The organism is Kosakonia sp. BYX6, from assembly GCF_038449125.1.
GTDB lineage: Bacteria > Pseudomonadota > Gammaproteobacteria > Enterobacterales > Enterobacteriaceae > Kosakonia > Kosakonia calanthes.
Genome location: NZ_CP151800.1, coordinates 4005810 through 4031404 on the forward strand (window position 1 = coordinate 4005810; position 25595 = coordinate 4031404).

At 53.9% G+C, this 25595-nt stretch carries 28 protein-coding genes; 16 read left to right on the forward strand and 12 right to left on the reverse strand.

The window, feature by feature from the left end; genetic code table 11:
* The first annotated feature begins 27 nt into the window (after positions 1-27).
* The 7 genes from AAEY27_RS18805 (at position 28) to opgB (ending at position 6183) form a co-directional block, all read left to right on the forward strand.
* On the forward strand, positions 28-669 hold the full coding sequence (locus tag AAEY27_RS18805) for a TetR family transcriptional regulator (RefSeq protein WP_342322317.1): 642 nt from the start codon (positions 28-30) through the stop codon (positions 667-669).
* Positions 670-712: 43 nt separating this feature from the next.
* Entirely contained in the window at positions 713-1168 is a 456-nt protein-coding gene (locus AAEY27_RS18810; protein ID WP_342322318.1) for a MarR family winged helix-turn-helix transcriptional regulator, read from the forward strand.
* A gap of 81 nt (positions 1169-1249) precedes the next feature.
* Complete coding sequence (locus AAEY27_RS18815) at positions 1250-1678, forward strand: organic hydroperoxide resistance protein (protein WP_342322319.1); 429 nt, start codon at positions 1250-1252, stop codon at positions 1676-1678.
* A gap of 161 nt (positions 1679-1839) precedes the next feature.
* Positions 1840-2379, forward strand: coding sequence for a primosomal protein DnaT (gene dnaT / locus AAEY27_RS18820; RefSeq protein WP_342322320.1), 540 nt, complete (start codon positions 1840-1842; stop codon positions 2377-2379).
* 2 nt (positions 2380-2381) lie between these two features.
* Positions 2382-3119: a DNA replication protein DnaC gene (dnaC, locus tag AAEY27_RS18825; protein ID WP_342322321.1), complete on the forward strand. Its 738-nt coding sequence runs from the start codon at positions 2382-2384 to the stop codon at positions 3117-3119.
* Between the two features lie 74 nt (positions 3120-3193).
* Complete coding sequence (locus AAEY27_RS18830) at positions 3194-3685, forward strand: DUF2501 domain-containing protein (RefSeq protein WP_342322322.1); 492 nt, start codon at positions 3194-3196, stop codon at positions 3683-3685.
* A gap of 209 nt (positions 3686-3894) precedes the next feature.
* Positions 3895-6183 carry a phosphatidylglycerol--membrane-oligosaccharide glycerophosphotransferase gene (gene opgB / locus AAEY27_RS18835; protein ID WP_342322323.1) on the forward strand — a complete coding sequence of 763 codons (2289 nt, stop codon included), beginning with the start codon at positions 3895-3897 and terminating at the stop codon, positions 6181-6183.
* Positions 6184-6220: 37 nt separating this feature from the next.
* On the opposite strand, the gene tsr is transcribed toward opgB, so the two are convergent.
* On the reverse strand, positions 6221-7882 hold the full coding sequence (tsr, locus tag AAEY27_RS18840) for a methyl-accepting chemotaxis protein (protein WP_342322324.1): 1662 nt from the start codon (positions 7880-7882) through the stop codon (positions 6221-6223).
* Positions 7883-8231: 349 nt separating this feature from the next.
* Here tsr and AAEY27_RS18845 point away from each other — a divergent pair, with 349 nt between their 5' ends.
* From AAEY27_RS18845 to yjiA, 3 genes are all read left to right on the forward strand, one after another.
* Positions 8232-10385 (forward strand): carbon starvation CstA family protein, encoded by a 2154-nt coding sequence (locus tag AAEY27_RS18845; RefSeq protein WP_342322325.1) that lies wholly within the window; start codon positions 8232-8234, stop codon positions 10383-10385.
* A gap of 95 nt (positions 10386-10480) precedes the next feature.
* On the forward strand, positions 10481-10684 hold the full coding sequence (locus AAEY27_RS18850) for a YbdD/YjiX family protein (protein ID WP_312687047.1): 204 nt from the start codon (positions 10481-10483) through the stop codon (positions 10682-10684).
* 10 nt (positions 10685-10694) lie between these two features.
* Positions 10695-11651, forward strand: a complete 957-nt coding sequence (gene yjiA, locus AAEY27_RS18855; protein ID WP_342322326.1) for a GTPase — start codon at positions 10695-10697, stop codon at positions 11649-11651.
* Between the two features lie 96 nt (positions 11652-11747).
* Here the strand turns inward: yjiA and AAEY27_RS18860 are convergent, their stop codons facing one another.
* From AAEY27_RS18860 to AAEY27_RS18875, 4 genes are all read right to left on the reverse strand, one after another.
* On the reverse strand, positions 11748-13118 hold the full coding sequence (locus AAEY27_RS18860; protein WP_342322327.1) for an NAD-dependent succinate-semialdehyde dehydrogenase: 1371 nt from the start codon (positions 13116-13118) through the stop codon (positions 11748-11750).
* A gap of 252 nt (positions 13119-13370) precedes the next feature.
* Positions 13371-13796, reverse strand: a complete 426-nt coding sequence (locus AAEY27_RS18865) for a hypothetical protein (protein ID WP_342322328.1) — start codon at positions 13794-13796, stop codon at positions 13371-13373.
* A gap of 239 nt (positions 13797-14035) precedes the next feature.
* Positions 14036-14461, reverse strand: coding sequence for a hypothetical protein (locus AAEY27_RS18870; RefSeq protein ID WP_342322329.1), 426 nt, complete (start codon positions 14459-14461; stop codon positions 14036-14038).
* Positions 14439-14831: a polymorphic toxin type 44 domain-containing protein gene (locus tag AAEY27_RS18875; protein WP_342322330.1), complete on the reverse strand. Its 393-nt coding sequence runs from the start codon at positions 14829-14831 to the stop codon at positions 14439-14441. Before AAEY27_RS18875 ends, AAEY27_RS18870 begins: the two co-directional genes overlap by 23 nt.
* A 203-nt stretch (positions 14832-15034) precedes the next feature.
* Between AAEY27_RS18875 and AAEY27_RS18880 the strand changes: the two genes are divergently transcribed.
* Positions 15035-15505: a VOC family protein gene (locus AAEY27_RS18880; RefSeq protein ID WP_425294686.1), complete on the forward strand. Its 471-nt coding sequence runs from the start codon at positions 15035-15037 to the stop codon at positions 15503-15505.
* A gap of 3 nt (positions 15506-15508) precedes the next feature.
* Here the strand turns inward: AAEY27_RS18880 and AAEY27_RS18885 are convergent, their stop codons facing one another.
* From AAEY27_RS18885 to AAEY27_RS18895, 3 genes are read right to left on the reverse strand one after another with little or no spacing between them, the layout of a single operon-like run.
* Entirely contained in the window at positions 15509-16612 is a 1104-nt protein-coding gene (locus AAEY27_RS18885) for a M20 peptidase aminoacylase family protein (RefSeq protein WP_342322332.1), read from the reverse strand.
* Positions 16613-16629: 17 nt separating this feature from the next.
* Complete coding sequence (locus AAEY27_RS18890; RefSeq protein WP_342322333.1) at positions 16630-17097, reverse strand: YjiG family protein; 468 nt, start codon at positions 17095-17097, stop codon at positions 16630-16632.
* Positions 17090-17773 carry a nucleoside recognition domain-containing protein gene (locus tag AAEY27_RS18895; protein ID WP_342322334.1) on the reverse strand — a complete coding sequence of 228 codons (684 nt, stop codon included), beginning with the start codon at positions 17771-17773 and terminating at the stop codon, positions 17090-17092. Before AAEY27_RS18895 ends, AAEY27_RS18890 begins: the two co-directional genes overlap by 8 nt.
* Positions 17774-18151: 378 nt before the next feature.
* On the opposite strand from AAEY27_RS18895, the gene AAEY27_RS18900 reads away from it, so the two are divergent.
* Positions 18152-19048: a LysR substrate-binding domain-containing protein gene (locus tag AAEY27_RS18900; RefSeq protein WP_342322335.1), complete on the forward strand. Its 897-nt coding sequence runs from the start codon at positions 18152-18154 to the stop codon at positions 19046-19048.
* A 113-nt stretch (positions 19049-19161) separates the two neighbouring features.
* Here the strand turns inward: AAEY27_RS18900 and AAEY27_RS18905 are convergent, their stop codons facing one another.
* A complete protein-coding gene (locus AAEY27_RS18905) occupies positions 19162-19467 on the reverse strand; it encodes a type II toxin-antitoxin system YafQ family toxin (protein ID WP_342322336.1) in 306 nt (101 codons plus the stop codon).
* Entirely contained in the window at positions 19454-19726 is a 273-nt protein-coding gene (locus AAEY27_RS18910; RefSeq protein WP_342322337.1) for a type II toxin-antitoxin system RelB/DinJ family antitoxin, read from the reverse strand. Before AAEY27_RS18910 ends, AAEY27_RS18905 begins: the two co-directional genes overlap by 14 nt.
* 85 nt (positions 19727-19811) lie before the next feature.
* Here AAEY27_RS18910 and AAEY27_RS18915 point away from each other — a divergent pair, with 85 nt between their 5' ends.
* From AAEY27_RS18915 to AAEY27_RS18930, 4 genes are all read left to right on the forward strand, one after another.
* Positions 19812-21092, forward strand: coding sequence for a DUF445 domain-containing protein (locus tag AAEY27_RS18915; RefSeq protein ID WP_342322338.1), 1281 nt, complete (start codon positions 19812-19814; stop codon positions 21090-21092).
* 88 nt (positions 21093-21180) lie between these two features.
* Positions 21181-22332: a double-cubane-cluster-containing anaerobic reductase gene (locus AAEY27_RS18920; protein ID WP_342322339.1), complete on the forward strand. Its 1152-nt coding sequence runs from the start codon at positions 21181-21183 to the stop codon at positions 22330-22332.
* Positions 22333-22341: 9 nt separating this feature from the next.
* Entirely contained in the window at positions 22342-23106 is a 765-nt protein-coding gene (gene yjiL / locus AAEY27_RS18925) for a putative 2-hydroxyacyl-CoA dehydratase activator YjiL (protein ID WP_342322340.1), read from the forward strand.
* Positions 23106-23342 carry a DUF3343 domain-containing protein gene (locus AAEY27_RS18930; protein WP_342322341.1) on the forward strand — a complete coding sequence of 79 codons (237 nt, stop codon included), beginning with the start codon at positions 23106-23108 and terminating at the stop codon, positions 23340-23342. The genes yjiL and AAEY27_RS18930 overlap by 1 nt, the downstream gene beginning before the upstream one ends.
* Positions 23343-23470: 128 nt before the next feature.
* Here the strand turns inward: AAEY27_RS18930 and AAEY27_RS18935 are convergent, their stop codons facing one another.
* Both AAEY27_RS18935 and AAEY27_RS18940 read right to left on the reverse strand, forming a co-directional pair.
* On the reverse strand, positions 23471-24538 hold the full coding sequence (locus AAEY27_RS18935) for a DUF2955 domain-containing protein (protein WP_342322342.1): 1068 nt from the start codon (positions 24536-24538) through the stop codon (positions 23471-23473).
* Complete coding sequence (locus tag AAEY27_RS18940; protein WP_342322343.1) at positions 24528-25595, reverse strand: HlyD family secretion protein; 1068 nt, start codon at positions 25593-25595, stop codon at positions 24528-24530. Before AAEY27_RS18940 ends, AAEY27_RS18935 begins: the two co-directional genes overlap by 11 nt.

The window sequence follows — 25595 nt, forward strand, 5'->3', positions numbered from 1 at the left end:
ACGAATGACGGCCTGTAAGGAGCGGATGTGGAACACCCTGGCAGCGATTTTCCCGAACGTTTTGACGAATCCAACCTGAAAGACAAAATCTTTCTTAGCGCGATCGCCCTGTTTGCCGAATACGGGCTGAATGGTGCGCGCATGGAGCAGATTGCCGAGCGTGCCGGAACCACCAAGCGCATGGTGGTCTATCACTACAAAACCAAAGAAAACCTCTACTTACGGGTTATTGAGTACGTTTACACCATGATTCGCCGCAGCGAGAGGCAGCTCAATCTTGCTGAGATACCGCCCGTCGAAGCAATGGTGCAACTGGTGGAAAACACGTTTGATTACCACGCAGATCACCCTGATTTCATTCGTATTATCTGCATGGAAAATATGCAGCGAGGCCGTTTTATCCAGCAATCCGCGCTGCTGCGCAATGTCAACCGCAGCGCATTGACACTGCTGGAAGAGATTCTCAGCCGTGGTCAACAAAAGCAGTTGTTCAACAAACAGGTCAACGCCCGCGACGTTCACCGCTTGATGAGCAGCTTCAGTTTTCACTACGTTGCCAATAGCTACTCGTTCTCCATGTTGTTTGAAGAGAGCGCAGATCCTATGGCGCAACGTCAGTATTACCGCGAAATGGCCGTTCAGGTTGTCCTGCGTTACACCTGCCCATAAAAATAACTTGCAATATAATCGTGCGCTATCTATATTCAAAACCATGAAGAAAACATCGACTCCAACCGCGAAAGCGCAGCTCGCGTTAGATAACCAGTTTTGTTTTGCGCTCTACTCGACAAACCTGGCGCTAAATAAGCTCTACCGGCAGTTGTTGACGCCGATGAACCTGACCTACCCGCAGTACCTGGTGATGTTGGTATTGTGGGAAAAAGACAATATTACCGTGTCGGACATTGGCGAACGTTTGTTCCTGGATTCCGCCACGCTGACACCGCTGTTAAAACGCCTCGAAAGTGCTGGGCTTATCAATCGCCAGCGCTCGCGTCAGGATGAACGGCAGGTGGTGATTACGCTCAGCGAAAGCGGGCGTGATTTGCAGCAACAAGCGGCCGCCATTCCAGAAGCGATTCGCTGTGCGATGGCCTGTGATGACGCCGCGCTGCACGATCTCAAACAGCAACTGGAACAGTTCCGCCAACAGTTTCAACGAGCATAAACGCCTTCGCGAGGAGTTTATGCTCACCAATAAGTAGCGTGCTATTTTATAGCAAACACTCAAGATAATAAGGAACCTGTCATGTCTTTAGAAAAAGTTGTTTACACTGCCAAAGCCAAAGCGACCGGGGGCCGTGACGGCCGTGCAACCTCTTCCGACGGCGTACTGGACGTCAAACTGGGTGTGCCAAAAGAGATGGGCGGCGCAGGCGGTGAAGTGACCAACCCGGAACAACTGTTCGCAGCGGGTTACTCCGCGTGTTTCCTGGGTGCGATGAAATTTGTGGCCGGTCGCGACAAATTTACCCTGCCAAAAGACGCATTTATCGAAGGTGAAGTCGGTATCGGTCCGTTACCGACTGGCTTTGGTATCGAAGCCAAACTGAACATTCACCTGCCAGGAATGGACGCCGCTGAAGCCAAAAAACTGGTCGACGCCGCGCACATCGTTTGCCCTTATTCCAATGCCACTCGTGGCAATATCGACGTTACGCTCAATATCATCGCGTAACGCGTTTGTTTCGCGGACACTTTTGGGAAAACCAAAGCCGGGGAAACCCGGCTTTTTTCGTGCTTTACGCCCTTTCTGCTCACTGTGTTACTATGTGCCATTATGTCTGTGCGAAAAAAGCACAGTACCGTATCCGTAGTTATCCTGTTTGAGAACGCGTTATGTCTTCCAGAATCCTGACGTCGAATGTCATCGGCATTGATGAATTTGTGCGCGATCACGCCAGCGTACTGGCTCGTACGGAAGGCGGTGCCGTCGCCGTTTTTGCTAATAACAGCCCCGCGTTTTACGCCATCACACCGCAGCGCCTGGAACAACTGCTGGCTCTTGAAGAGCGTCTGGCGCGCCCGGCGAGCGATATCTCCCTTGATGCGCAATTTTATGAAGAACCCACCGCCGCGCCGGTTAATGTTCCAATGGGCAAATTTGCCATGTACGCGGGTTGGCAACCGGATGCCGATTTTCAGCGGCTGGCCGCGATGTGGGGCATTGCGTTAACGCAACCGGCAACCCCAGAAGAGCTGGCTTCGTTTGTTGCTTACTGGCAGGCAGAAGGGAAAGTGTTCCATCACGTGCAATGGCAGCAAAAGCTGGCGCGCAGCCTGCAAATCGGGCGCTCCAGCCAGAACAGCGCGGCGAAACGCGATATCAACGCGCTTTCCGAACCAGACAATCAAATCCCACCAGGCTTTAGAGGATAACGATGAAAAACGTCGGCGAATTGATGAAGCGGCTGCAAAAAATGATCCCTGCCAACGTCGAGCCCGCGTTTAAAACGGGCGAAGAGTTAATGGCCTGGCAGAAGCAACAGGGTGAACTGCGTTCGGCGGCGCTCGAGCGCGAAAACCGCGCCATGAAAATGCAGCGCACCTTTAATCGCTCCGGCATTCGTCCTCTGCACCAAAACTGCTCGTTCGATAATTATCGTGTCGAGACGGAAGGCCAAATGCGCGCCCTCAGCCAAGCGCGGCAATATGTCGAAGAGTTCGACGGCAATATCGCCAGCTTTATCTTCTCGGGCAAACCGGGAACCGGTAAAAATCACCTCGCGGCGGCCATTTGTAATGAGCTGTTATTGCGCGGTAAATCGGTGCTGATCATCACCGTGGCCGACATTATGTCTGCAATGAAAGAGACCTTTGGTAACCGGGAAAGCAGCGAAGAGCAATTGCTGAATGACTTAAGCAGCGTTGATTTGCTGGTGATCGATGAAATCGGCATGCAAACCGAGTCGCGCTACGAAAAAGTGATTATCAATCAGATTGTTGACCGCCGATCTTCCTCCAAGCGCCCCACCGGCATGCTGACTAACAGTAACCTGGAAGAGATGAACAAGCTGCTCGGCGAACGCGTGATGGACAGGATGCGCCTCGGCAACAGTTTGTGGGTGATCTTCAACTGGGACAGCTACCGCAGCCGCGTCACCGGCAAAGAGTATTGAGAGTTTTCCCATCCGTGGCGCCCCCGCGCCCGGGTGTATACTGCCCGCCTTAGCTCTCAATCAGGATTTGCCCAATGAAATTCGCCCAACGCCTGCTTTGCACCGCTGCACTGAGCAGCGCGATGCTCACCAGTTTCGCCCACGCCGCATCCTGGCAAGATTCGCTCTCCAGTGCTGCCAGCCAACTCAGCCAGAACCAATCATCATCACAACAAGGCGGGCTATCGCTCTCTTCCCTTGGCGGTCTGCTTAACGGCGGCAATCAGGCGCTCAGCGCCGATACCATGAACAACGCCGCAGGTGTGATGAGCTGGTGCGCTAAAAATAAACTCTCGTCTTTGACCAACACGGAAAATGTGAAAAACCAGGTGCTGGATAAATTAGGCCTCGGCGCAACCGAGCAAAAAGAGGACACCAACTATCTGGAAGGGATTCAGGGAATGCTGAACACCAAAAATGGTGAACAGTTAAATTTGAGCAATATCGGTAGCACGCCGCTGGCGGAAAAAGTGAAATCGAAAGCTTGCGATATCGTCCTGAAACAGGGCGTCAACTTCCTCTCCTGATTTCCCCCTGCCGCGTTGCGCTCAACGCGGCGTTTTCCCTCTGTGCGCAAATGAGAGGGCGATCACTCTTACGCCTTTCTAAACCAATTCTGAATAAACCGCCGATAAGTTGACACTACAATTGCAGGTATGTGACATCGCCGTTAAATTATATGCCCTGTTACAAAAATTAAAGGCCAGCAATATCTGGTATTGATGAGGAATGACGGTTGTCCGAATTGCTCTCTATTGCCCTGTTTCTTGCTTCCGTGGTGATTTATGCCCTGAAAGCAGGTCGTAATACGTGGTGGTTCAGCGCCACATTACTGGTTTTGGGCTTCTTTATTCTGTTGAACATCACGCTTTACGCCAGCGACTATTTTACCGGTGACGGCATTAATGATGCGGTGTTGTACACCCTCACTAACAGCCTGACAGGCGCGGGCGTCGGCAAATATGTGCTTCCCGGCGCGGGCTTAATTTTGGCGCTGGTCGCGGTGTTTTGCGCCCTCGGCTGGGTGTTACGCCGCCGCCGACATCTCCCCCACCATTTGGGCTACAGCCTGCTCGCGCTCGCGCTGGCTCTCGGTTCGGTGGATGCCAGCCCGGCATTTCGCCAGATAACCGAGCTGGTAAAATCGCAATCGCGCGACGGCGATCCCGATTTTGGCGTCTATTACAAAGTGCCCGCCAAACAGATCCCCAACCCACACCTGAACCTGGTGTATATCTACGGCGAAAGTCTGGAGCGCACCTATTTCAACAATGATGCGTTTCCCGACCTGACGCCGGAACTTGGCGCCCTGAAAAACGAAAGCATCGATTTCAGCCACACGGAACAGCTCCCCGGCACGGATTACACCATCGCTGGGATGGTTTCATCGCAGTGCGGCATTCCGCTGTTCGCGCCGTTTGAAGGCAACGCCTCGGCATCTGTTTCCAGCTTCTTCCCGCAGAACCTGTGTCTCGGCGACATTCTGAAAAATTCCGGCTACGAAAACCATTTTATCCAGGGCGCTAACCTGCGTTTCGCGGGCAAAGATGTGTTTCTGAAATCCCACGGTTTTGATCACCTGATCGGCGCCGAAGAGTTAAAAACGCAGGTTGCCGACCCTCATTACCGTAATGATTGGGGTTTCTACGACGATACGGTACTGGATACCGTGTGGAAGCAGTACGAAGCACTTTCCCGCTCCGGCAAACGATTTTCGCTGTTCGCGCTGACGGTGGACACCCATCACCCGGACGGTTTTATCTCCCGTGGCTGCGAGCGCAAAAGTTACAGTTACGACGGTAAAGCGAACCAATCTTTTAGCGCGGTCACCTGTAGCCAGCAGAACATCGCGAAGCTGATCAACAAGATAAAAGCCTCGCCGTGGTTTAAAGACACGGTGATCGTGGTGTCGTCGGATCACCTGGCGATGAACAACACAGCGTGGAAATACCTCAACAAACAAGATCGCAGCAATCTGTTCTTTGTCCTGCGCGGCGATGAACCGCAGCAGGATGTTTCCGGCATTAAACGCAGCACTATGGATAACGGTGCAACTGTGCTCGATATTCTCGGCGGCGATAACTTCCTTGGCCTTGGGCGCAGCAGTATTTCCGGCCAGTCGCTTTCCGGCGTATTCCTGAATATGAAAGAGAAAGTGTTGGCGTGGAAGCCGGATATCATCCGCCTGTGGAACTTCCCGAAAGAGATGAAGGCGTTCTCCATCGATCAGGATAAACAGATGATCGCCTTCTCCGGCAGCCAATTCCGTTTGCCGCTGCTGGTGCGGGTGTCCGACCGAGTCGAGCCGTTGCCAGAGAGTGAATACTCCGCGCCGCTGCGCTTCCAGTTGGCAGATTTCGCCCCGCGCGACAACTTCGTGTGGATCGATCAGTGCTACAAAATGGCGCGGCTGTGGTCGCCGACGTTAGCCCTTTCCACCGACTGGTGCGTGTCGCAGGGGCAACTGGGCGGTGAACAGCAGGTTCAGCGCGTTGATAAACCGCAGTGGAAAGGCAAAACCGCGTTCAAGCAAACGGTAATCAGCACCGATCGCTATCAGAAAAATGTCGATACCCTGAAAATCCTCGACGACAGCATTCGCTACAAAGCCGACAGTTTCGTCTTTAACGTGGCGGGCGCGCCGGAAGAGGTGAAGCAGTTTAGCGGCATTTCCCGGCCAGAAAGCTGGGGACGCTGGTCGAATGCGCAACTGGGCGAGGAAGTGGCTATCGAATATAACCAGCCGTTACCGCAACATTTCGATCTAGTGATCACCGCCAAAGCCTTCGGCCCGAACGCCAATCGCCCGATCCCGGTACGGGTGGGTAATGAAGAGCAAACGCTGACGCTGGGTAACGATTTGAGCACCACCACGCTGCGTTTCAACAATGCCTCGCACAGTAACAAACTGGTGATTGTGCCGCCGGATCCGCAATCGACCAACGAGGGCAATATCCTCGGTCATTCACCGCGTAAGCTGGGGATTGGTCTGGTGGAAATCAAAGTGGTGAACCGCGAAGGGTAAGAAAACGCGCCCTGCATCGCAGGGCGCATCAGGCGATTTAGAAGGTTTCCCAGTTATCGCCGCTGTCGGCAGGTGCCACTTTACGCGGCTGCGCTGTTGCCGGAGCCGCTTTTGCCACAGTCGATGCCGCTTTGCGCTGCTCGTTCATCAGGCGGAACACCGCAACAGCCTCGGTCAGACGGCTGGCCTGCTCTTCCAGGGCCGCTGCGGCCGCTGCAGACTCTTCCACCAGCGAGGCGTTCTGCTGCGTGACGCGGTCCATCTCGGCAACGGCCAGGCCAACCTGGTCAATACCGCGGCTCTGCTCGTCAGAAGCCGACGCGATTTCGCCCATGATATCGGTGACGCGGGTGACCGCGTTGACGATCTCATCCATGGTTTCACCGGCGCTTTCCACCAGGGTTGAACCCAGTTCAACGCGGCCAACAGAGTCTTCAATCAAGCTTTTGATTTCACGTGCGGCCTGCGCACTGCGCTGCGCCAAGTTACGCACTTCACCGGCGACCACAGCAAAACCACGGCCCTGTTCACCCGCACGCGCCGCTTCTACCGCTGCGTTCAGTGCCAGGATGTTGGTCTGGAAAGCAATGCCGTCGATCACGCTGATAATATCGGCAATTTTCTGCGAGCTGGCGGTGATGTCGCGCATGGTCTGCACTACGTTATCCACCACTTTGCCGCCTTTCTGCGCGGTTTCTGAGGCGCTCAGCGCCAGGTGGCTCGCCTGACGGGCATTTTCGGCGTTCTGTTTCACCGTCGCGGTCAACTCTTCCATGCTGGCTGCGGTTTCTTCCAGAGAAGCCGCCTGCTGTTCAGTGCGGGAAGAGAGATCGTTGTTACCGACAGAGATTTCGCTGGCGCCGCTGTAAATGGCATTCGCGCCATTACGCACATCACTCACGGTCCGTACCAGTTCACTTTGCATATGGCGCAGGCTGTCGGCCAGTACGCCCATTTCATTGGAGCCCTGCACATCAATGCGCTGCCCCAGATCGCCACCGGCGATGTGACGAATGTTGTCGATCAGGTGGTTCAGCGGCGCAATCAGCGCACGTTTGATGCCCACCCAAACACACACAATCACTAGCAGAACCACAATCAGCACCGTGATGATGATCCAAACCGCCGAACCATAAGAGCTTTCGCTGTCGGCTACCGCTTCGTCATACAGGTGATCGTTCTGTTGCAAATAGTTGACGTACTGCTTCTCAAAACCGTCCTGGTAGCCCTGCGTAGGCTGATCAAAGAAGTCGTTGATCTTGCCCGCGCCGAGCAACTGAATCAGCTCCGCCAGTGCGTTGTGATAAATATCGTAATTGCGCTTAATCTCTGCAGCCGCTTCATCGCTCTGACGCGGATCGCGCGGCAATACCTGATAAGCGTTCCAGTTCGCTTCCGCCTGTTTCAACGAGGTGCTGGCAATCTGCATCAGATCCGACACGGTGGCGCCGCTGCCGATATTGTTCTGATCCATCATGTAGCGGATGCCCGCGCGGTTAAGGGTGTTACGTGTTTGCAAAAGCGCGACCCAACTGCCGTTGAGCGTGGATTGTTGCTGACGAATGGTTTGTAAAACGGTGAAGTTTTCTTTGTCTTGTTTCAGCGAGTTGAAGAACAAGCCGCCGGAAGTGAGTTGTAAAAGGCCAAAAAGTCCAAGTACTAGTAACAAGCTGGTAACGATTTTAATACGGGTTAACATGCTTTCTCTTTCCTTATAGATAGATGTTAGATTTTCGGCCTGACCAGAGAAAACTTTATGGGTGAATGTACTAATTTACATCGCGCAAAATAGCATCATTCGTTTGTGCGTTTTTACGGCTAAACCCTTATGGGACGTGGCTTTGCGTGACCGCTATCACATATTTCCTCACCCCTAAGACATTTCCCAACCGCTTACTACGGCTCTCTTACCGCTTACCCGCTTTTTCTAACCACTCAGACAAATCATCGCCGTTTCGCGCGCGTAATTTGCCATGATCGTCGGCAGCATTCAGCCAACTCAACACCTCAAATCCAATTCACTATTTCTGCTAAAAATCAGGTCTGATATGGATACTAAAAAGTTATTCAAGCACATACCTTGGTTGATCCTTGGGATCATCGGTGCTTTTTGTTTGTCGGTCGTCGCGTTACGCCGGGGTGAGCACGTCAGCGCCCTGTGGATCGTGGTCGCATCCGTTTCTGTTTATCTTGTGGCTTATCGCTACTACAGCCTTTACATCGCCCAGAAGGTGATGAAACTTGATCCCACTCGTGCCACACCGGCGGTGATCAATAACGACGGTCTAAACTACGTGCCAACCAACCGCTACGTATTGTTTGGCCACCACTTTGCCGCTATCGCCGGTGCTGGCCCGTTGGTTGGCCCGGTTTTGGCCGCGCAAATGGGCTACCTGCCGGGTACGCTGTGGCTGCTGGCAGGCGTAGTACTGGCCGGTGCCGTGCAGGACTTTATGGTGCTGTTTATCTCTTCACGCCGTAACGGCGCGTCTCTGGGCGAGATGGTGAAAGAAGAGATGGGCCGCGTGCCCGGCACCATCGCACTGTTCGGCTGCTTCCTGATTATGATCATCATCCTCGCGGTATTGGCGCTGATCGTCGTGAAAGCACTGGCTGAAAGCCCGTGGGGCGTGTTCACCGTTTGCTCCACCGTGCCGATTGCGCTGTTCATGGGCATTTATATGCGCTTCCTGCGCCCTGGCCGCGTGGGCGAAGTGTCCGTTATCGGTATTGTGCTGCTGATTGCCTCCATCTGGTTCGGCGGCGTAATTGCCCACGATCCGTACTGGGGCCCGGCACTGACGTTCAAAGACACCACCATCACCTTCGCGCTGATTGGTTATGCTTTTGTTTCCGCGCTGCTGCCGGTTTGGCTGATCCTTGCCCCGCGTGACTACCTGGCCACCTTCCTGAAAATCGGCGTTATTGTCGGTCTGGCGTTGGGTATCGTGATCCTCAACCCGGAACTGAAAATGCCAGCGGTCACGCAGTACATTGACGGTACTGGCCCGCTGTGGAAAGGCGCGCTGTTCCCGTTCCTGTTTATCACCATCGCCTGTGGCGCGGTCTCTGGTTTCCATGCGCTGATCGCATCCGGCACCACGCCGAAACTGCTGGCCAACGAAACCGACGCACGTTTTATCGGTTACGGCGCCATGCTGATGGAATCCTTCGTTGCGGTGATGGCGCTGGTTGCGGCGTCCATTATCGAACCGGGTCTCTACTTCGCCATGAACACCCCGCCAGCAGGCCTTGGCATCACCATGCCGAACCTGCATGAACTGGGTGGCGATAACGCGCCGATGATCATGGCGCAGCTAAGAGATGTCACCGCCCATGCAGCAGCCACGGTTAGTTCGTGGGGCTTTGTGATTTCGCCGGAGCAGATCCTGCAAACCGCGAAAGACATTGGCGAACCGTCCGTACTGAACCGCGCCGGTGGCGCACCGACGCTGGCAGTCGGTATCGCGCATGTGTTCCATAAAATCATTCCGATGGCGGACATGGGCTTCTGGTATCACTTCGGCATTCTGTTTGAAGCGTTGTTTATCTTGACCGCACTTGACGCCGGAACCCGTGCAGGCCGCTTTATGTTGCAGGATCTGCTGGGTAACTTTGTGCCGTTCTTGAAGAAAACGGACTCGCTGGTGGCGGGTGTGATTGGTACGGCTGGCTGCGTCGGTCTGTGGGGTTACCTGCTGTATCAGGGCGTGGTTGATCCGTTGGGCGGCGTGAAAAGCTTGTGGCCGCTGTTCGGTATTTCGAACCAGATGCTGGCCGCTGTCGCCCTACTGCTCGGCACAGTGGTTCTGGTGAAAATGCAGCGCACCAAGTACATCTGGGTAACGGTGGTGCCGGCGATGTGGCTGCTGCTTTGCACCACGTGGGCGCTGGGCCTGAAACTGTTCAGCACCAACCCGCAGCTGGAAGGCTTCCTGTATATGGCTAACCAGTACAAAGAGAAGATCGCCGCCGGTGGCGGTGAGCTGACCGCCGAGCAGATTGCCAACATGAACCATATCGTGGTGAACAACTACACCAACGCGGGTTTGAGCATTCTGTTCCTGGTGGTGGTGTACAGCATCATTTTCTACGGCATCAAAACCTGGCTTCAGGTACGTAACAACAAAGTACGTACCGATAAAGAAACCCCGTATGTGCCAGTGCCGGAAGGCGGCGTGAAAACCTCTTCACACCATTAATAAGCCATCGTAGGCCGGATAAGGCGTAAGCCGCATCCGGCAAATTGCCCGGTGGCGCTATGCTTACCGGGCCTACGTTCTATCTGGATGAGACAATGTTTGGTAATTTAGGCGAAGCCAAAAAATACCTCGGTCAGGCGGCGAAGATGCTGATTGGTATTCCCGACTATGACAACTATGTTGAGCATATGAAGACCAACCATCCGGATAAACCGTACATGACTTACGAAGAGTTCTTCCGCGAGCGCCAACAAGCGCGCTACGGCGGTGATGGTAAAGGCGGTGTCCGCTGTTGCTAAAGGAGAATCTATGACCCCTATCGCAGTTACTCTGTTGACCGGCTTTCTCGGCGCGGGCAAAACCACCCTCTTACGCCATATCCTCAATGAGCAACACGGCTACCAGATTGCGGTAATCGAAAATGAATTTGGCGAAGTCTCCGTGGACGATCAGCTGATTGGCGATCGCGCCACACAAATCAAAACCCTGACCAATGGCTGTATTTGCTGTAGCCGCGCCAATGAACTGGAAGATGCGCTGCTGGATCTGCTCGACGGCCTTGATCGCGGCGATATCGTTTTTGACCGGCTGGTGATCGAGTGCACCGGCATGGCGGATCCCGGCCCGATTATTCAAACCTTTTTCTCCCATGAAATTCTCTGCCAGCGCTATTTGCTGGACGGTGTGATCGCGCTGGTCGATGCCGTCCATGCCGACTTTCAGATGAACCAGTTCACGCTGGCGCAGTCGCAGGTCGGTTATGCCGATCGCATTCTGCTGACCAAAACCGATGTCGCGCCGGACAACGAAAAGTTACGCGAGCGGTTAAGCCGTATCAACGCCCGCGCCCCGATTTATACCGTCACACATGGCGATATCGATCTGACACTGCTGTTCAACACTAACGGTTTTATGTTGGAAGAGAATGTGGTGGCGGCGAAACCGCGTTTCCACTTTATGGCGGATAAGCAAAACGACATTAACTCGATTGTGGTGGAACTCGATTACCCGGTGGATATCAGCGAGGTTTCGCGGGTGATGGAAAGTTTGCTGCTGAGTTTTGCGGAAAAACTGCTGCGTTACAAAGGGATGCTGTGGATTGACGGCGAGCCGAACCGCCTGTTGTTCCAGGGTGTTCAGCGCCTCTACAGCGCCGACTGGGATCGCCCGTGGGGTGACGAATCTCCGCACAGCACATTGGTGTTTATCGGTGTGCAACTGCCGGAAGAAGAGATCAGAACCGCGTTTGCGGCGTTGCGGAAATAACATAGCAAGGCCCGGAGGCGCTGCGCTTACCGGGCCTGGTGTTTTTGTCGGCCGGATAAGGCGCAGCCGCCATCCGGCGAACAGTGCCAAATCGAACTACTGCCGCACAACCACCAGTTTCTGGTTCACAAATTCTTTAATCCCTAAATCAGAAAGTTCGCGGCCAAAGCCGGAGCGTTTCACCCCGCCGAACGGCAGTTCTGCGGCGGTATCGGTCAACCAATTGATATAGACCATACCGGTTTCAATACGCGACGCCATCTGTTTGGCACGCTGAATATTGCGGCTGAAGATCGCCCCGCCAAGACCATAGTGCGAATCATTGGCAAGCCGTACCACTTCCTCGTCGTTATTGACCACATAAACCTGCGCAACCGGCCCAAAGAACTCTTCGAAGTACGCTGGGTTATCCCGCGTGATATTGGTCAAAATGGTCGGTTCGAAGAAGTTACCCTCGCTTTTCGCTGGTTTCCCGCCGAAGTGCAGTTTCGCCCCTTTCTGTACCGCTTCACTCACCTGCTGGCTCAGCGTATCCAGCGCCTCTTTTGAAGAGAGCGGACCGAGCGTCGTGCCCTCATCGAGCGGATCGCCCATTTTCACCTGCTGAAAAGCGTCGGTGAATTTGCGCAGGAACTGATCGGAGACGTCCTGATGCACAATAAAGCGCTTCGCAGCGGTACAGACCTGCCCGGCGTTAGCCAAACGCGCCTGCACCCCCACTTCCACCGCTTTATCGATATCCGCGTCATCCAGCACGATAAACACATCGTTACCGCCCAGTTCAAGGGTCGCTTTCTTAATATGTTTCGCCGCCTGGGCTGCCACCGCGCTCCCCGCTTTTTCCGAGCCGGTTAGCGCCGCGCCCTGCACACGTGGATCAGCAATGATCGCTGAAACCTGATCCGACGAAATAAACAGGTTGGTCCATGCTCCTTCCGGCGCCCCGGCTTCACGCACCAGGTGAGCAAAAGAGTCGGCACATTGCGGCACGATGCTGGCGTGTTTACACATCACCGGGTTCCCGGCGGCAAGATTCGGCGCCAGTACGCGCATCAGTTGGTAATAAGGGAAGTTCCAGGGTTCAACCGCCATGATGATGCCGATGGGATGATGCTCAACCCAGGCATCGCCGAGTTCAGATTGATACTTCACCGGCGCGAGGAATTGTTTGGCGTTATCCGCGTAGTAGCGGGCGATCTGCGCGCAAAGTTGTACTTCGCTGCGGCTTTGCGCGATCAATTTACCCATTTCGCGGCTGGCGATTTTTGCCAGCTCTTCCTGCTGGCTTTCCAATAAGTCAGCCAGTTTGTGCAGCACCGACAGCCGCTGGTCAATGCTTCCCTTTGACCATGACGAATGGTAAAGGGCATCGGCCTGGCGCAGCGCCACCTCAATGTCTGCATCGCTGTGGCTTGGGTACTCTTTAATGAGCTGATTGTTAAAAGGATTCACTGTCTGGTAAGCCATATTTTGTCTCCTTAATATTTGCCGCTTAGGGTATTAAGGGTAGTAAAAATGGCACAGGCTGAAAGTAAAGTTGGGTATATACGGAGTGTTCTGAATTAATAACCAACGTAATAAACGAGGGAAATGAATAATACCCGCTCAATATGAAATATATCGCCGTTATATTTAACCAACCGAACACCTTAAAAAAATTAAATAACTACTTACGATATTAATGAAACCAGGGCACCGAATCGGTGCCCTTTGAATTGCTTAACGTACACCCGTGGCATTTAAATCAATAACCGGCATCATGGCGGTTTCACCCGAATAGAACTGCGTCGAATTACTAAACGAAAAAACGCGTCCGGTTAATTTCACATTCACCCTTTTATCGCACCCATTTACGGCTGCACCGCCCGTATCAGATACGAGGAAAGGTTCGCTATTGTTAAGTTGCTCAATAGTCTGCTTATCATCAGCCAGGTAGTAGCGATAAACATCCGACATTGTCGCCCCACCGCCGTCATATTTAGTGACGTACAGCGTTACGCTTTCAGAAATTTTTTTCTTACCAATCAGGCTGTCATCTCTGGGACCATCCATCACACGCTGATACAACAAAAAGCCGCCTACCGCGACCAGCAAGCTTACTGTTGTAACCCGATGCAGCCATTTGTACACCGCTTTATCGTACATACAGACCTCCGTGTATTAACTCCCACAGAAGAATGTACGACATTGTTTAAATTTTATCCGCAAATTTTACATTATCATCGCACATTATGCTTTTATTATTAAATTCAACAGGATGAAACATATATTATGTGTTTTCTGATGATGCAGCACTAATAGTAATTAAAGTAAGTAATGTGAATCCTCGGGCAAAGGTCGATATTTGAATAATCAGGGCACCGAATCGGTACCCTTTGCATTGTTTAACGTACACCTATGGCATTCAAATTAATCACCGGTATCACTGCGCTTTCGCCTGCATAGAATAGCGTTGAGTTGCTAAACGAATAAACTCGACCGGTCAATTTCACATTCACCGTATTACCATATCCACTCACATGAGCGCCGCCCGTATCGGATACCAGAAACGGTTCGCTATGATTAAGTTGTTCAATAGTTTGTTTATCGTCAGCGAGATAATAACGATAAACATCCGATACTGTTGCACCGCCACCGTTATATTTCGTCACGTACAGTGTTACGTTTTCAGAAAGTTGTTTCTTACTAAACAAGGTGTCATCTTTCGGGCCATTCATCATGTATTGATAAAGCAGAAAGCCTGCAACAAGCAGGAGTAAAGTTGCCGTTGTTACCCGGTGTAACCATTTAATAACCATGCTTGCGCGCATAATCTATTCCCTGTTTTATCCAAAACTGATCGTGAGGATCATCCCCGTAGGGAAACTTACCATACCACGCCCCCCAATGCGGCAAGGCAGTTTTCGCCCTGGATTGTGCAAAACCTGCTCCTATATAGAGAATTTCTTCAGGAATGCCTGCTGCAAAACCTGCGGCTCCATAATTAAAATTGCCAAAATTAGCCAGATTTCTGGCCCATTGCTTGTAGTCCCAGGGGCCTTTATTTCTTACTTGCTGATAAAACCAATAATAGGTTTGTGGTAATGCCATATTTCTCGGCATACCTTTAATACGTGCTTCGCGCATATTTCTATAAATCAGAGCAAAACCTTCCTCTGGTAATAGCGGTATTACGGCCATATATTCACTCCCTCGATATATAAAGGCGTATCTCCTGATACGCGGCGCTATTTTATTTAACTGCGCAAATAAAGGCGACTTCTTCTCCGTGAAAATATTTCCTCTGTGATCCTTCCGCTATGCTTATTCATAAGAAACCAACAGGAGGAAACATGCAGCAGAGTGTTCGCGGTATCGATCATATTGGTATTACCGTTCCAAATATCGAAGAAGCCACCCGTTTTCTTACAGAGGCGCTGGGCGCGGAGCTAATTTACCAGTCCGTTTCGCCGCAGGATAAAGACCTGGATAACGACGCGCAGCAAAAGACGTTGCGTCTGGTGCCGGGTACGGTGGTGAAAGCGGTGAGCATGTTGAAATTGCAACACGGCCCCGGAATTGAACTGTTTGAAATGCAAGGGCCGTCGCAACGCGGGCCACTACGGGCGAACGATTTTGGCCTGCAACATTTTGCGGTGTATGCCGACGATATCGATGCCGCGTTGCAACGCTTTGCGGATGCGGGCGGCGAGGTGTTTACCGCGCCGCAGCCGCTGGGTTTTGCGACCGAGAAAGGCGAAGGCAACTGCTTTTGCTATGGCAGCACGCCGTGGGGCAGCATCGTCGAGTTTATCTCGCGGCCCTCGCCGATGCCTTACGAACACGAAACCCCGCTTCGCCGCTGGACGCCGTAACAATCAACCGAGCACATCCTGCACGCAGGCTTTAAACACTTTAACGCCGAGTGCCAGCGCGTCGCGATCGAAGTGCATCTCCGGGTGATGTAAACCGGGCGCAAGGTTGGCGCCCAATCCCCAGAAACCGCCCTTCACTTGCGGGCGCAGGCGCAGGTAGTGGAAGAAGTCTTCGCTGCCAGGGGTGGATTTCGGCGCGGTCAAACCCGCGTCGCCAAACACGCTACGGATCGCACGGGAGACCACCGCCGTGGCATCATCATCAATGATGGCGGCGGGCATCTCTTTCATGATGCGGATTTCAGCCCGTGCGCCATACGCCGCCGCGCTACTTTCGATAGCGCGCAGCACCTGCGGTTTCAAAGCATCCATCGCCTCGTTCTCTGCTGCACGCAGATCCCAGCACACCTGCGCTTTATCAGGAATTGAGTTGGTCACCCCGGCGTCGCAGAGAAAACGCGTGGCTTTCGCGCTCCAGGTGAGCGACGGCGCAAGGTGAATGCCGTTCACCGCCTGAACGGCGTGCGCGGCAGCGTCCAGCGCATTCACCCCTAAGTGCGGACGCGCCGCGTGCGCCGCTTTGCCGTGGAACATCACTTCAACAGTGGCTGAAGCGGAGTAGTACATCGCCGGAACGGCCTGGCCCATTGGGCACTCTTCTATCGGGCGCAAATGGAAACCGAGCAACATATCCACATCGTCCAGCACCCCACCTTCGGTCAGGGCAATCGCCCCGGTACCCAACTCTTCTGCGGGCTGGAAGATAAACTTCAGTTTGCCCTTTTTCACCACGCCTTCAGCCATCACTTCCTGTGCGGTGGTCAGCACCACGGTTGAGTGACCATCGTGGCCGCAGGTGTGGCGCGCCACATGCTCGCCATCAATGATGTGCCCGAGCGCGTCCATATCGGCGCGCAGCGCCAGCGTTGGCCCAAGTTTACCGCTGTCCAGCACGGCAACAATGCCGGTGGTATTGTTCACCTGGCGCGTGACCTGGTAGCCCGCCGCCTCCAGTACGCCTGCGATATAGGCGGAGGTTTTGTACTCTTCGAACCCGAGTTCCGGGATCTGATGCAGGTAATTAAAGTGTTCTAATGTGCGTGACACGTCTTACTCCATAGTGTTCAGGCAATAACGCGCATGATCAGCATAGCGATAACGGCGTTGAGAATGCTGACGGCCATCAGTAACGGCCAGTACTTCTTCGGCACATCGGCCACACCCAGCAGGCGGCCCATATACTGGAGTTGCGATCCCATCAAAAAGATAGCGGGCGCGAGAATGGTGATTTGGCCGACATCAAGCTGGCCTTTGCTCAGCAGGCTGATGGCCACGCCGGTGCCCGCCGAGGACGAAAGCCAGGCGGTGAGCAGCACGGTGATAGCTTCGCCCGGCAGGCCGAACAGCCCCATTAACGGCGCGCAAACATGGCCAATAATCTGCATCACGCCCAATAAATTGAGCATTTCGGCAATCACGTAGGCCATTAATACATTCGGCATCAGGTTATTGATGGCGATATTAAAACCTTTACGCGCGCCAATAACGAAAATATCAAACGGGTTGCCAGAGGCTTTGGCGGTATTACTCATTATCGAAATCCCTCTTATAAACAGTATTTAATGCCAGGCGAACCACGGCGGCGCCAACAAATTTGAGGGCAAACATTAGTACCAGCGGAATAATAATCGGGATGGTTAATGAGGCGAACATCGCCGAGCCAATCGAAAAATAGTTATTAATTAACCCCGCGCCGGAATATTGCCACGCCCCCATAATCACCACGTCTTTACGGGTAATTTTTTCGCTGTCGTACAGCTCTTTGGTTAACGCCGCGCCCGCATCGGTGCTTTGCAAATCGGTGATCAGCGCAAGTCCCGTGTAGCCCGGAATACCGAGTAAAGGTTTGAGCAGCGGTGTCAGCAGCTTATGCGCCGCGCGAATAGCACCGTAATGGGTGAAGATCTCCAGCAGCCCCAGCGCCAGCATCACCGTTGGCACCAGCGATAGCGCAAAGAGAAAACCGGCTTTCGCGCTGATGCCGCCGCTGCCGATAAACGTGTTAGTTTCCGGCGATTTCATGGTGCCGAACGCACCGCCGAGGGTGGTGAAGTCGAACGCGCCCAGCCACGCCATGCCGTCAACTTTGAAAAAGAAACCGGAAAACACCAGCAGCACAATCACTAGCGATATCCAGGCGCCTGGCCCTACTTTCCATTCCTCTGCCGTTTCATTGGCGGGCTGCTCCAACGTTTTCGATTCGCTCATATTCTCTCTCTTTAAAATAATTGAATGGCAATATACAGATGCTAAGCAGGATCCATGCCCGAATAGCCCGATGTTAAAATAAAAAGCTTTCACGGCGATTATTTACGCAATAAAAACCCTTCCCGTGAAATACAGAGAATAAAAAGCAAAGTTAGCGAAAAATTATTTAATTAAGACCTGATTCCGCTCCCACTAAAATAATCTCTCACCATTTTCGGGCACCTTTATGGTGCAAAAATCCTAACGCATATTTTCATGCCTGCTTACCCACAAAAATTGGCTGTTAATTTGATTATCACTATTCAATCGGGATGATAAATAGCCTGGGAATGATGTTATTGTTGCTCTGTGGTCAACAGTTACGGGGAAATGTGGCGGATGTTTCAGGACAAACAGGTCGGTTATTTGTATGAAGTGGGGAACCAGGGCGGCATTCGTCGCGCGGCGGATATCCTCGGCGTTAACCCGTCGGTCGTGAGCCGGCAGATAGCCCAACTGGAACGCGCGCTACAGCTTCCATTGCTGGAGCGGCGCGGGCGCAACGTGGTGCTAACCGAAGCCGGGCGCCTGCTGGCAGAAGACTATTTCGCCAGCCGCCAGCGGCGCGAAAAGCTGGAAAGCCAGCTTAAAGATCTGCGCCATATGCGCGGCGGAACCCTTTCAGTGCGCATTGGCGGCGGGTTAATTACCGCGTTTATTGAAGGCGTGATGCGCGAATTTGCGCAATCCTACCCGCAGGTGTTTGTCGATATCGTGGTCGGTAGCATGCAGGAAATGCTCAACGATATCGTCAGTGGTGAAGCGGATATGGCGCTGGCCTTCGGCCCGATTGGCACGCCAGAACTTAAACGCCACAGCTTCCAGTGGGGGCCGATTTGCGCGGTGGTATCGCCCGGGCATCCCATCGCCGATCGTCAACGCATCACCATTGAGGAACTGGTCGAGCATCCGCTGATTGCGCTGACCGAAAACTTCGGCCTGCAACGGCATATGAATGCGATGTTTAAAAGCCAGGGGCTGCAATTTCACCCCGCGTATCGCTGTAACCAATTTTCCACCGCTATGGGGTTAAGCCAGGCAGGGTTGGGGATTTCGTTTATGACGGCGTATGCCGCCGCCGATCCTATCCGCGAAGGCCGGCTTGTCGCGGTGCCGCTCGATCACCCGATTGCCAGCAGCGCGCAGTGCCATTTGCTACGCAACTCTGACCGGCGTTTTACCCCGGCGGCCCACCATATGTGGCGGCTTCTGCACAATGCGTTTCGCGATAAGTAAACGCCTGTATTACACCAAAACCTGATTTTTCTGCCGGTGACTCGCAATATTCAGCAATCGTCAACGGCATGATGTTGGGCGGGTGGATTTTGTTGAAAATCGTTTAAAGTGAATTATTCGAAAAGCTCAGCGTGGGTGCCCAAATCGGTAAACACCACCAGATGTTTTTCGTCATCAACTCGATAAACAAGAAGATAATCGCCACCTATATGCAGTTCACGAAAACCTTGCATATCCCCGGTCAAGGCGTGGTCGCTGTATTGCGCGGGAAGCGGATTGCCAGAGAGCACCATAGACATAATGGCTGCCGTCTCGTGCATATCTCTGCGACCCGCTTTGTTGTATCGAGCCCAGGCTTTAACAAACGTTTTCGTGTAATCAGAGCGGTAAGGAAGTGGCGCGCGTTTACTCTTTCCCATCGTTTAAGCTGTCCATTAGCTGGTCAACACCATCAAAGCGTCCATGCTGGTGTGCGGTGATCTCATCGGCTTCATTCATCGCGTTGCGTAAGCGCGCGGTTGGCCTGCGGGTAACTTCAAATGGGATGCCTTCGTTTTTGACTATTTGCTCAGCAAACAAACGTATCGCCGTACTCCAGTTGAGGCCGCAGCTTTCAAGTACCAGCCCGGCGCGCGCTTTAAGTTCGCTGTCGATTCGCGATCGGATAACGGAATCCATATAACCTCCTGTGCGTTTGTAGCCACAGTGTAGCCACATAATTCATTTTTTGCACCTTCGCCTCGTCTCGCTCTATGCTTAAGCCATGGAAAAGTTAGCCGAACTTAAGCGCGCCAAACGACTGGCGTTGACGTTGTTGCTGATTGCGGCGGCGACATTTGTCACCACATTATTCCTGCCGCCTAACTTTTGGGTGAGCGGGATAAAAGCCATTGCTGAAGCGGCGATGGTCGGCGCCATGGCCGACTGGTTTGCTGTGGTGGCGCTGTTTCACCGCGTGCCGATCCCCTTTATCTCTCGCCATACGGCGATTATTCCGCGTAACAAAGATCGCATCGGCGACAATCTCGGCCAGTTCGTGCAGGAGAAATTTCTCGACACCCAATCGCTGGTCGCGCTGATTCATCGCCATCAGCCCGCGCAGATGATCGGCGTCTGGTTCAGCCAGCCGGAAAACGCCCGCCGCGTTGGGGTTCATCTGCTGCAAGTGATGAGCGGTTTTCTGGAAATGGCCGACGATAGCCGCATCCAGCGCCTGTTGCGCCGCGCGGTACATAAAGCGATCGACAAAGTGGATCTAACGGAAACCAGCGCACTGATGCTGGAAAGCCTGACGCGCAATAATCGCCATCAGAAGCTGCTGGATACGCTGATTAGCCAACTGATTGCGCTGTTGCAGCGAGAAAGCTCCCGCACCTTTATTGCCCGCCAGGTCGTGCACTGGCTGGAAACCGATCATCCGATGAAAGCGAAAATCCTGCCGAAAGAGTGGCTGGGGGAACAGAGCGCCGAGCTGGTTTCCGATGCGGTCAATTCGCTGCTGGATGATATCAACGCCGACCGCACGCACCAGATTCGCCAGGCATTTGATCGCGCCACACTGAAGCTGATCGCCAATCTGAAAACCGATCCAGAGATGGCCGAACGCGCGGAAAACATCAAAGAGTACCTGAAAAATGATGAAGCCTTTAACCGTTATGTCGGTGAAATGTGGGCGGATCTGCGCGACTGGATGAAAGCGGATATGCAATCCGACGACTCGCGAATGCAAAAGCGCATCAGCGACGCGGGTTTATGGTTTGGCGAAACGCTGCTGGCGGACGGCGCACTGCGCGCCTCGCTCAATGAGCACCTGGAACAGGCCGCGCACCGCGTGGCGCCAGATTTTGCCGCCTTCCTGACGCGCCATATTAGCGACACGGTGAAAAGCTGGGACGCGCGCGATATGTCCCATCAGGTTGAGCTGAATATCGGCAAAGACCTGCAATTTATTCGGATCAACGGTACGTTGGTGGGCGGCTCGATTGGCTTGATTTTGTATCTGTTGTCACAGCTTCCCGCGCTGCTGCACGTTTCCGCTTTCTGACCTGCCGGGGATCAATAAAACCACTCATTTAGCGTGCCTATAATGCGGCGTCTTTTCATCATCTCCCGTGTTACGGGGCAGGAAAATCATGACGCTAATCACCGCACTCCCGGAGGTGTTCGAACACTTCTCCGACGCCCGCCAGAAGGGCTTTCTCACCGTAATGGATCTGAAAGAGCAAGGCATTCCGCTGGTTGGCACCTACTGCACTTTTATGCCGCAAGAGATCGCCATGGCCGCCGGCGCGGTGGTGGTATCGCTCTGTTCGACAAATGATGAAACCATCGAAGAAGCGGAAAAAGATCTGCCGCGCAATCTCTGCCCGTTAATCAAAAGCAGCTACGGTTTTGGCAAAACCGACAAATGCCCCTACTTCTATTTTTCCGATTTGGTGGTCGGCGAAACGACCTGCGACGGCAAGAAAAAAATGTACGAGTACATGGCGGAATTCAAAGCCGTGCACGTGATGCAACTACCGAATAGCGCTGCGGACGCCGCTTCTCGCGCCCTGTGGAAAGCCGAAATTAAGCGTTTGCAACAGGCCATCGAACACCGTTTTGGTCAGCCGATCAGCGAAGCCGCGCTGCGTGACGCCATCGTGCTGAAAAACCGCGAACGCCGCGCACTGGCGAACTTCTACCGTGTCGGGCAACTTAATCCGCCCGCATTGAGCGGCACGGACATCCTGAAAGTGGTTTACGGCGCGACCTTCCGTTTCGATAAAGAAGCCCTGATCGATGAGCTAAATACCATGGCCGAACGCGTGCGCGCCGAGTGGCAAGCCGGAAAACGTCTCGACGCTCGCCCGCGCATATTGATCACCGGCTGCCCGATTGGCGGCGCGGCGGAAAAAGTGGTGCGCGCAATCGAGGAGAATGGTGGTTGGGTGGTCGGTTACGAGAACTGCACCGGCGCGAAAGCCACCGAGCGCTGCGTCGAGGAGAGCGGCGATGTTTACGACGCGCTGACCGACAAATATCTCGCCATCGGCTGCTCGTGCATTTCGCCCAACAACGAACGTTTAACATTGCTCAGCCAGATGGTGGAAGAGTACCAGGCTGACGGGGTGATCGACGTGATTTTGCAGGCTTGCCACACCTACGCCGTGGAGTCGCTCGCCATCAAACGCCACGTGCGCCAGCAGCACAACATTCCCTATATGGCGATCGAAACCGATTACTCAACGTCCGATATCGGGCAACTCAGTACCCGCGTCGCCGCATTTATTGAGATGCTATAAGGAGTGGCTGTGGCTTTTACGGTAGGTATTGATTCCGGCTCGACGACCACGAAAGGCATTTTGCTCGACGGCGACACTATTGTGCGGCGTTTTCTCTGCCCAACGTCGTTTCGCCCGGCGACCTCGATTATTGAGGCGTGGGAAACATTGCGTGAAGGTCTGGCTGAGGCGCCGTTTCTGACGCTCACCGGTTACGGGCGGCAACTGGTGGATTTTGCCGATAAGCAGGTCACCGAGATCTCTTGCCACGGCCTCGGCGCGCGCCTGTTGCTGCCGCAGACGCGCACGGTGATTGATATCGGCGGCCAGGACAGCAAAGTGATTGAGTTGGATGAGCAGGGGAATCTCACCGACTTTCTGATGAATGATAAATGCGCCGCCGGAACCGGGCGTTTTCTGGATGTGATTTCCCGCACGCTAGGCACCCAGGTGGAGCAACTGGACGCGATTACCGAAGGCGTGGAACCGCATCCGCTGACCAGTATGTGCACAGTGTTTGCCGAATCGGAAGTGATCAGCTTGCGATCGTCCGGCATTGCGCCGGAAGCGATCCTCGCCGGGGTGATCAACGCGATGGCGCGGCGTAGCGCGCATTTTATCGCACGCCTTTCCACCCAAGGGCCGCTGCTGTTCACCGGCGGTGTCAGCCACTGCGCCACTTTTCGCCGCATGTTAGCCGGGCATTTAAACAGCGACGTGTTGACCCATGACGACGCGCAGTACGCTGGCGCACTGGGCGCGGCGCTGATCGGTCAGCGACAAAGGAAGCGCTAATGGCGGAGTACCTGTTGTTGTTCCATAACACGCCTGGCGTGCTGCAAACCCGTAAAGCGTTACAGACCGCCGGAATGACATTTCGCGTACAGGATATTCCGCGCCAGTTACGCGGTGGCTGCGGGTTGTGCATCCGCGTTCACTGCCCGCCGGGCGAGGAAAAGCAATGGCAAATCCCTGGCGTCACGCAGGCCATTTATCAGTGTGTCGATGAGGAGTTTGTGCTGGTTGGGTGATTCGGCGGGATGACCGGACGCATGGGTAAGGTTGCGACGGTTTTTGTAGGCCGGATAAGGCGTGAGCCGCCATCCGGCAAATTGCCAAATGGCGCTTTGATTGCCGGATGGCGCTACGCTTATCCGGCCTACTGTTTCTCAATCACGAACCGAGTTGCTTCGAAGCGGTTCAAAATCAGGTGGACCAGATAGATCAAGGTGAGCGTCGCCAGCAACGACACAGTGACGGAGACAATGCGGTACAGATCGCTGAACACCAGGTCGGTGTCCGGGTGCAGGTTCTGGCCGAACATAATGCCGATGGTGGTAACGCTCGCAAAACCGACGCCCGCACCGACTTTTTCCATCACATGCAAACGCGCGCTGAACGCCAGGCCGAGGCCGATCAGCGGCATCATCAACAGCATGTGGCTGCTGTGGTTATAAAGAATGAGCTGCACCAGCAAAATATAGAGACAGGAGAGTACCACGCCGACCACGCGCCACAGCGAGCTCAGTACCGAACCGCGATAATGCATCGGAAAAAGAATCAAGATCCCCGCCATCAAGGCTGACAGCGAATCACTCAAGTCACTTATCTGGAACACGACAAAAATCATCGTCGCCACCGTGCCGGACAGCAGGGATTCATGGCGCACGCGAGCGGCGTTTTTCTCGATCATTGGCGGGCGGGTGCGCGGCTCAACATCCGGGATCAGGTAGTTCATCAACGCACTCAGCGCGACCGCCATGATGCTGGCTTCAATATTGGAAAACAGTAACGTGTGCCAGTCGCTCGAAGGGTAGCTCATAAAGTTGAGCATCGTGCTCTGGCAAACCACGCCCGTCGAGCCAAACAAAAACAGCGGGCCTTTGCTCATAAAGCGAAAACGCATGACATACAGGCCGAACACCACCAGCGTCATGATCACTGGCCATTGCACCAGATAGCCGATGATGAACACCATTTCGACACAGTTAATCACCGCGCTAAAAATAAACTGTTTCGCGACATGGCGGTTAAACACCGGCACCAGCGACAGCAGCATCACCGGGTAAACCACATAAAACACGCCGTATTGCGTATTGTAAAAACTCGACACGCTCAGGGCGATCATCCCGGCAAACACAATACGCAGCGTCTGACGGAAGTCATTCGCCGTGTAAACGATATTGCCGTGCGGCGTAAAAACGCGGGCCAGTGTGTTAATAGACATAATGCAGCAGGCTGACCAGATGGATTTGCAGGCCGGAGAAGAAGCGGGCAAACACACCTTCGCTGTTATAAAGCTGCACCGTGGCGCGCGCACCGGTGGGCAACGCTTTTGGCAGCGGCTCGTCGAGCGCGACGTGAATACGCATACGCTGCGCGTCACGCACCCAGCGATTAGACGTTTCCGGTTCAGATAACTCGCCGTTTACCGCTTCCTGACCGGCCAAAATCCCCGCGTCGCTGCTGGTCACATGCGCCCGGAATACATGCCCAGGAAACGCATCAAACACGACTGCCGCATCAGTTCCGGCATGCGTATGACGCAGGCTCTTTTCACGAAAATCCGCCACGATATCGGTTTTCTCATGCACCAGCGCCAGCGACGCGCTGCCCGCCGTCGCGTAAAAACCGGGGCTTAATTGCAGGTTGCTGACCGTGCCATCCACTTCCGCACGCACCTGCGTCCAGCCGAGGTTAAGTTGCGCCTGCTGCAAAGTATTGCGGTATTTTTGCAGCGTCACGTTGCGGGCATCATTGCGCTCGCCGCGCTGAATGCGTAGTTCATCAATGCTGGCGTTGAGGTTGTTAACCGATTGCACACTGCCCTGCCAGGTGGTGCGCACGTTATCGAGATCGGACTGCGAGACATTGTGCAGCGTGCCCAGGCGCTGGTAGCGCTCAAACGTGACGCGATTGTTTTGCGCGGTAAGCTGCGCCGTTTTGAGGCTCGCTTGCGCGGCAATAATTTGCGCGTCCAGCTGTTGGTTGGTCAGACGCGCCTGCTCCAGCGCAATTTCCGCGGCTTCGACCTGGTTGCTAAACGGCGTAGGATCCAATTCAAACAGTAAATCGCCCTTTTTCACGCGGCTGTTGTTCTGCACATGAACCTGGGAAACATAGCCGGAAACGCGCGCGGAAACGGGCGTCACGACGCGCATGACGGTGGAATCTGGCGTCAGCGGGATCCAGATATCCGCCACGATAAAATAGACAAACATCAGCAGGAAAGAGGCAATACTGACCCTTACCCAGCGGGCAAACTTTTGTTCAGGCGTCATCAT

Coding starts and splice junctions, on each gene's coding strand:
- AAEY27_RS18815 (WP_342322319.1), top strand. CDS start 1,250: ATGTCTTTAGAAAAAGTTGTTTACACTGCCAAAGCCAAAGCGACCGGG.
- AAEY27_RS18845 (WP_342322325.1), top strand. CDS start 8,232: ATGGATACTAAAAAGTTATTCAAGCACATACCTTGGTTGATCCTTGGG.
- AAEY27_RS18850 (WP_312687047.1), top strand. CDS start 10,481: ATGTTTGGTAATTTAGGCGAAGCCAAAAAATACCTCGGTCAGGCGGCG.
- AAEY27_RS18905 (WP_342322336.1), bottom strand. CDS start 19,467: ATGGGAAAGAGTAAACGCGCGCCACTTCCTTACCGCTCTGATTACACG.
- AAEY27_RS18915 (WP_342322338.1), top strand. CDS start 19,812: ATGGAAAAGTTAGCCGAACTTAAGCGCGCCAAACGACTGGCGTTGACG.
- AAEY27_RS18860 (WP_342322327.1), bottom strand. CDS start 13,118: ATGGCTTACCAGACAGTGAATCCTTTTAACAATCAGCTCATTAAAGAG.
- AAEY27_RS18895 (WP_342322334.1), bottom strand. CDS start 17,773: ATGAGCGAATCGAAAACGTTGGAGCAGCCCGCCAATGAAACGGCAGAG.
- AAEY27_RS18910 (WP_342322337.1), bottom strand. CDS start 19,726: ATGGATTCCGTTATCCGATCGCGAATCGACAGCGAACTTAAAGCGCGC.
- AAEY27_RS18940 (WP_342322343.1), bottom strand. CDS start 25,595: ATGATGACGCCTGAACAAAAGTTTGCCCGCTGGGTAAGGGTCAGTATT.
- AAEY27_RS18830 (WP_342322322.1), top strand. CDS start 3,194: ATGAAATTCGCCCAACGCCTGCTTTGCACCGCTGCACTGAGCAGCGCG.
- dnaT (WP_342322320.1), top strand. CDS start 1,840: ATGTCTTCCAGAATCCTGACGTCGAATGTCATCGGCATTGATGAATTT.
- AAEY27_RS18935 (WP_342322342.1), bottom strand. CDS start 24,538: ATGTCTATTAACACACTGGCCCGCGTTTTTACGCCGCACGGCAATATC.
- AAEY27_RS18865 (WP_342322328.1), bottom strand. CDS start 13,796: ATGTACGATAAAGCGGTGTACAAATGGCTGCATCGGGTTACAACAGTA.
- AAEY27_RS18900 (WP_342322335.1), top strand. CDS start 18,152: ATGTTTCAGGACAAACAGGTCGGTTATTTGTATGAAGTGGGGAACCAG.
- AAEY27_RS18920 (WP_342322339.1), top strand. CDS start 21,181: ATGACGCTAATCACCGCACTCCCGGAGGTGTTCGAACACTTCTCCGAC.
- dnaC (WP_342322321.1), top strand. CDS start 2,382: ATGAAAAACGTCGGCGAATTGATGAAGCGGCTGCAAAAAATGATCCCT.
- AAEY27_RS18810 (WP_342322318.1), top strand. CDS start 713: ATGAAGAAAACATCGACTCCAACCGCGAAAGCGCAGCTCGCGTTAGAT.
- AAEY27_RS18870 (WP_342322329.1), bottom strand. CDS start 14,461: ATGCGCGCAAGCATGGTTATTAAATGGTTACACCGGGTAACAACGGCA.
- AAEY27_RS18890 (WP_342322333.1), bottom strand. CDS start 17,097: ATGAGTAATACCGCCAAAGCCTCTGGCAACCCGTTTGATATTTTCGTT.
- AAEY27_RS18875 (WP_342322330.1), bottom strand. CDS start 14,831: ATGGCCGTAATACCGCTATTACCAGAGGAAGGTTTTGCTCTGATTTAT.
- yjiA (WP_342322326.1), top strand. CDS start 10,695: ATGACCCCTATCGCAGTTACTCTGTTGACCGGCTTTCTCGGCGCGGGC.
- tsr (WP_342322324.1), bottom strand. CDS start 7,882: ATGTTAACCCGTATTAAAATCGTTACCAGCTTGTTACTAGTACTTGGA.
- AAEY27_RS18930 (WP_342322341.1), top strand. CDS start 23,106: ATGGCGGAGTACCTGTTGTTGTTCCATAACACGCCTGGCGTGCTGCAA.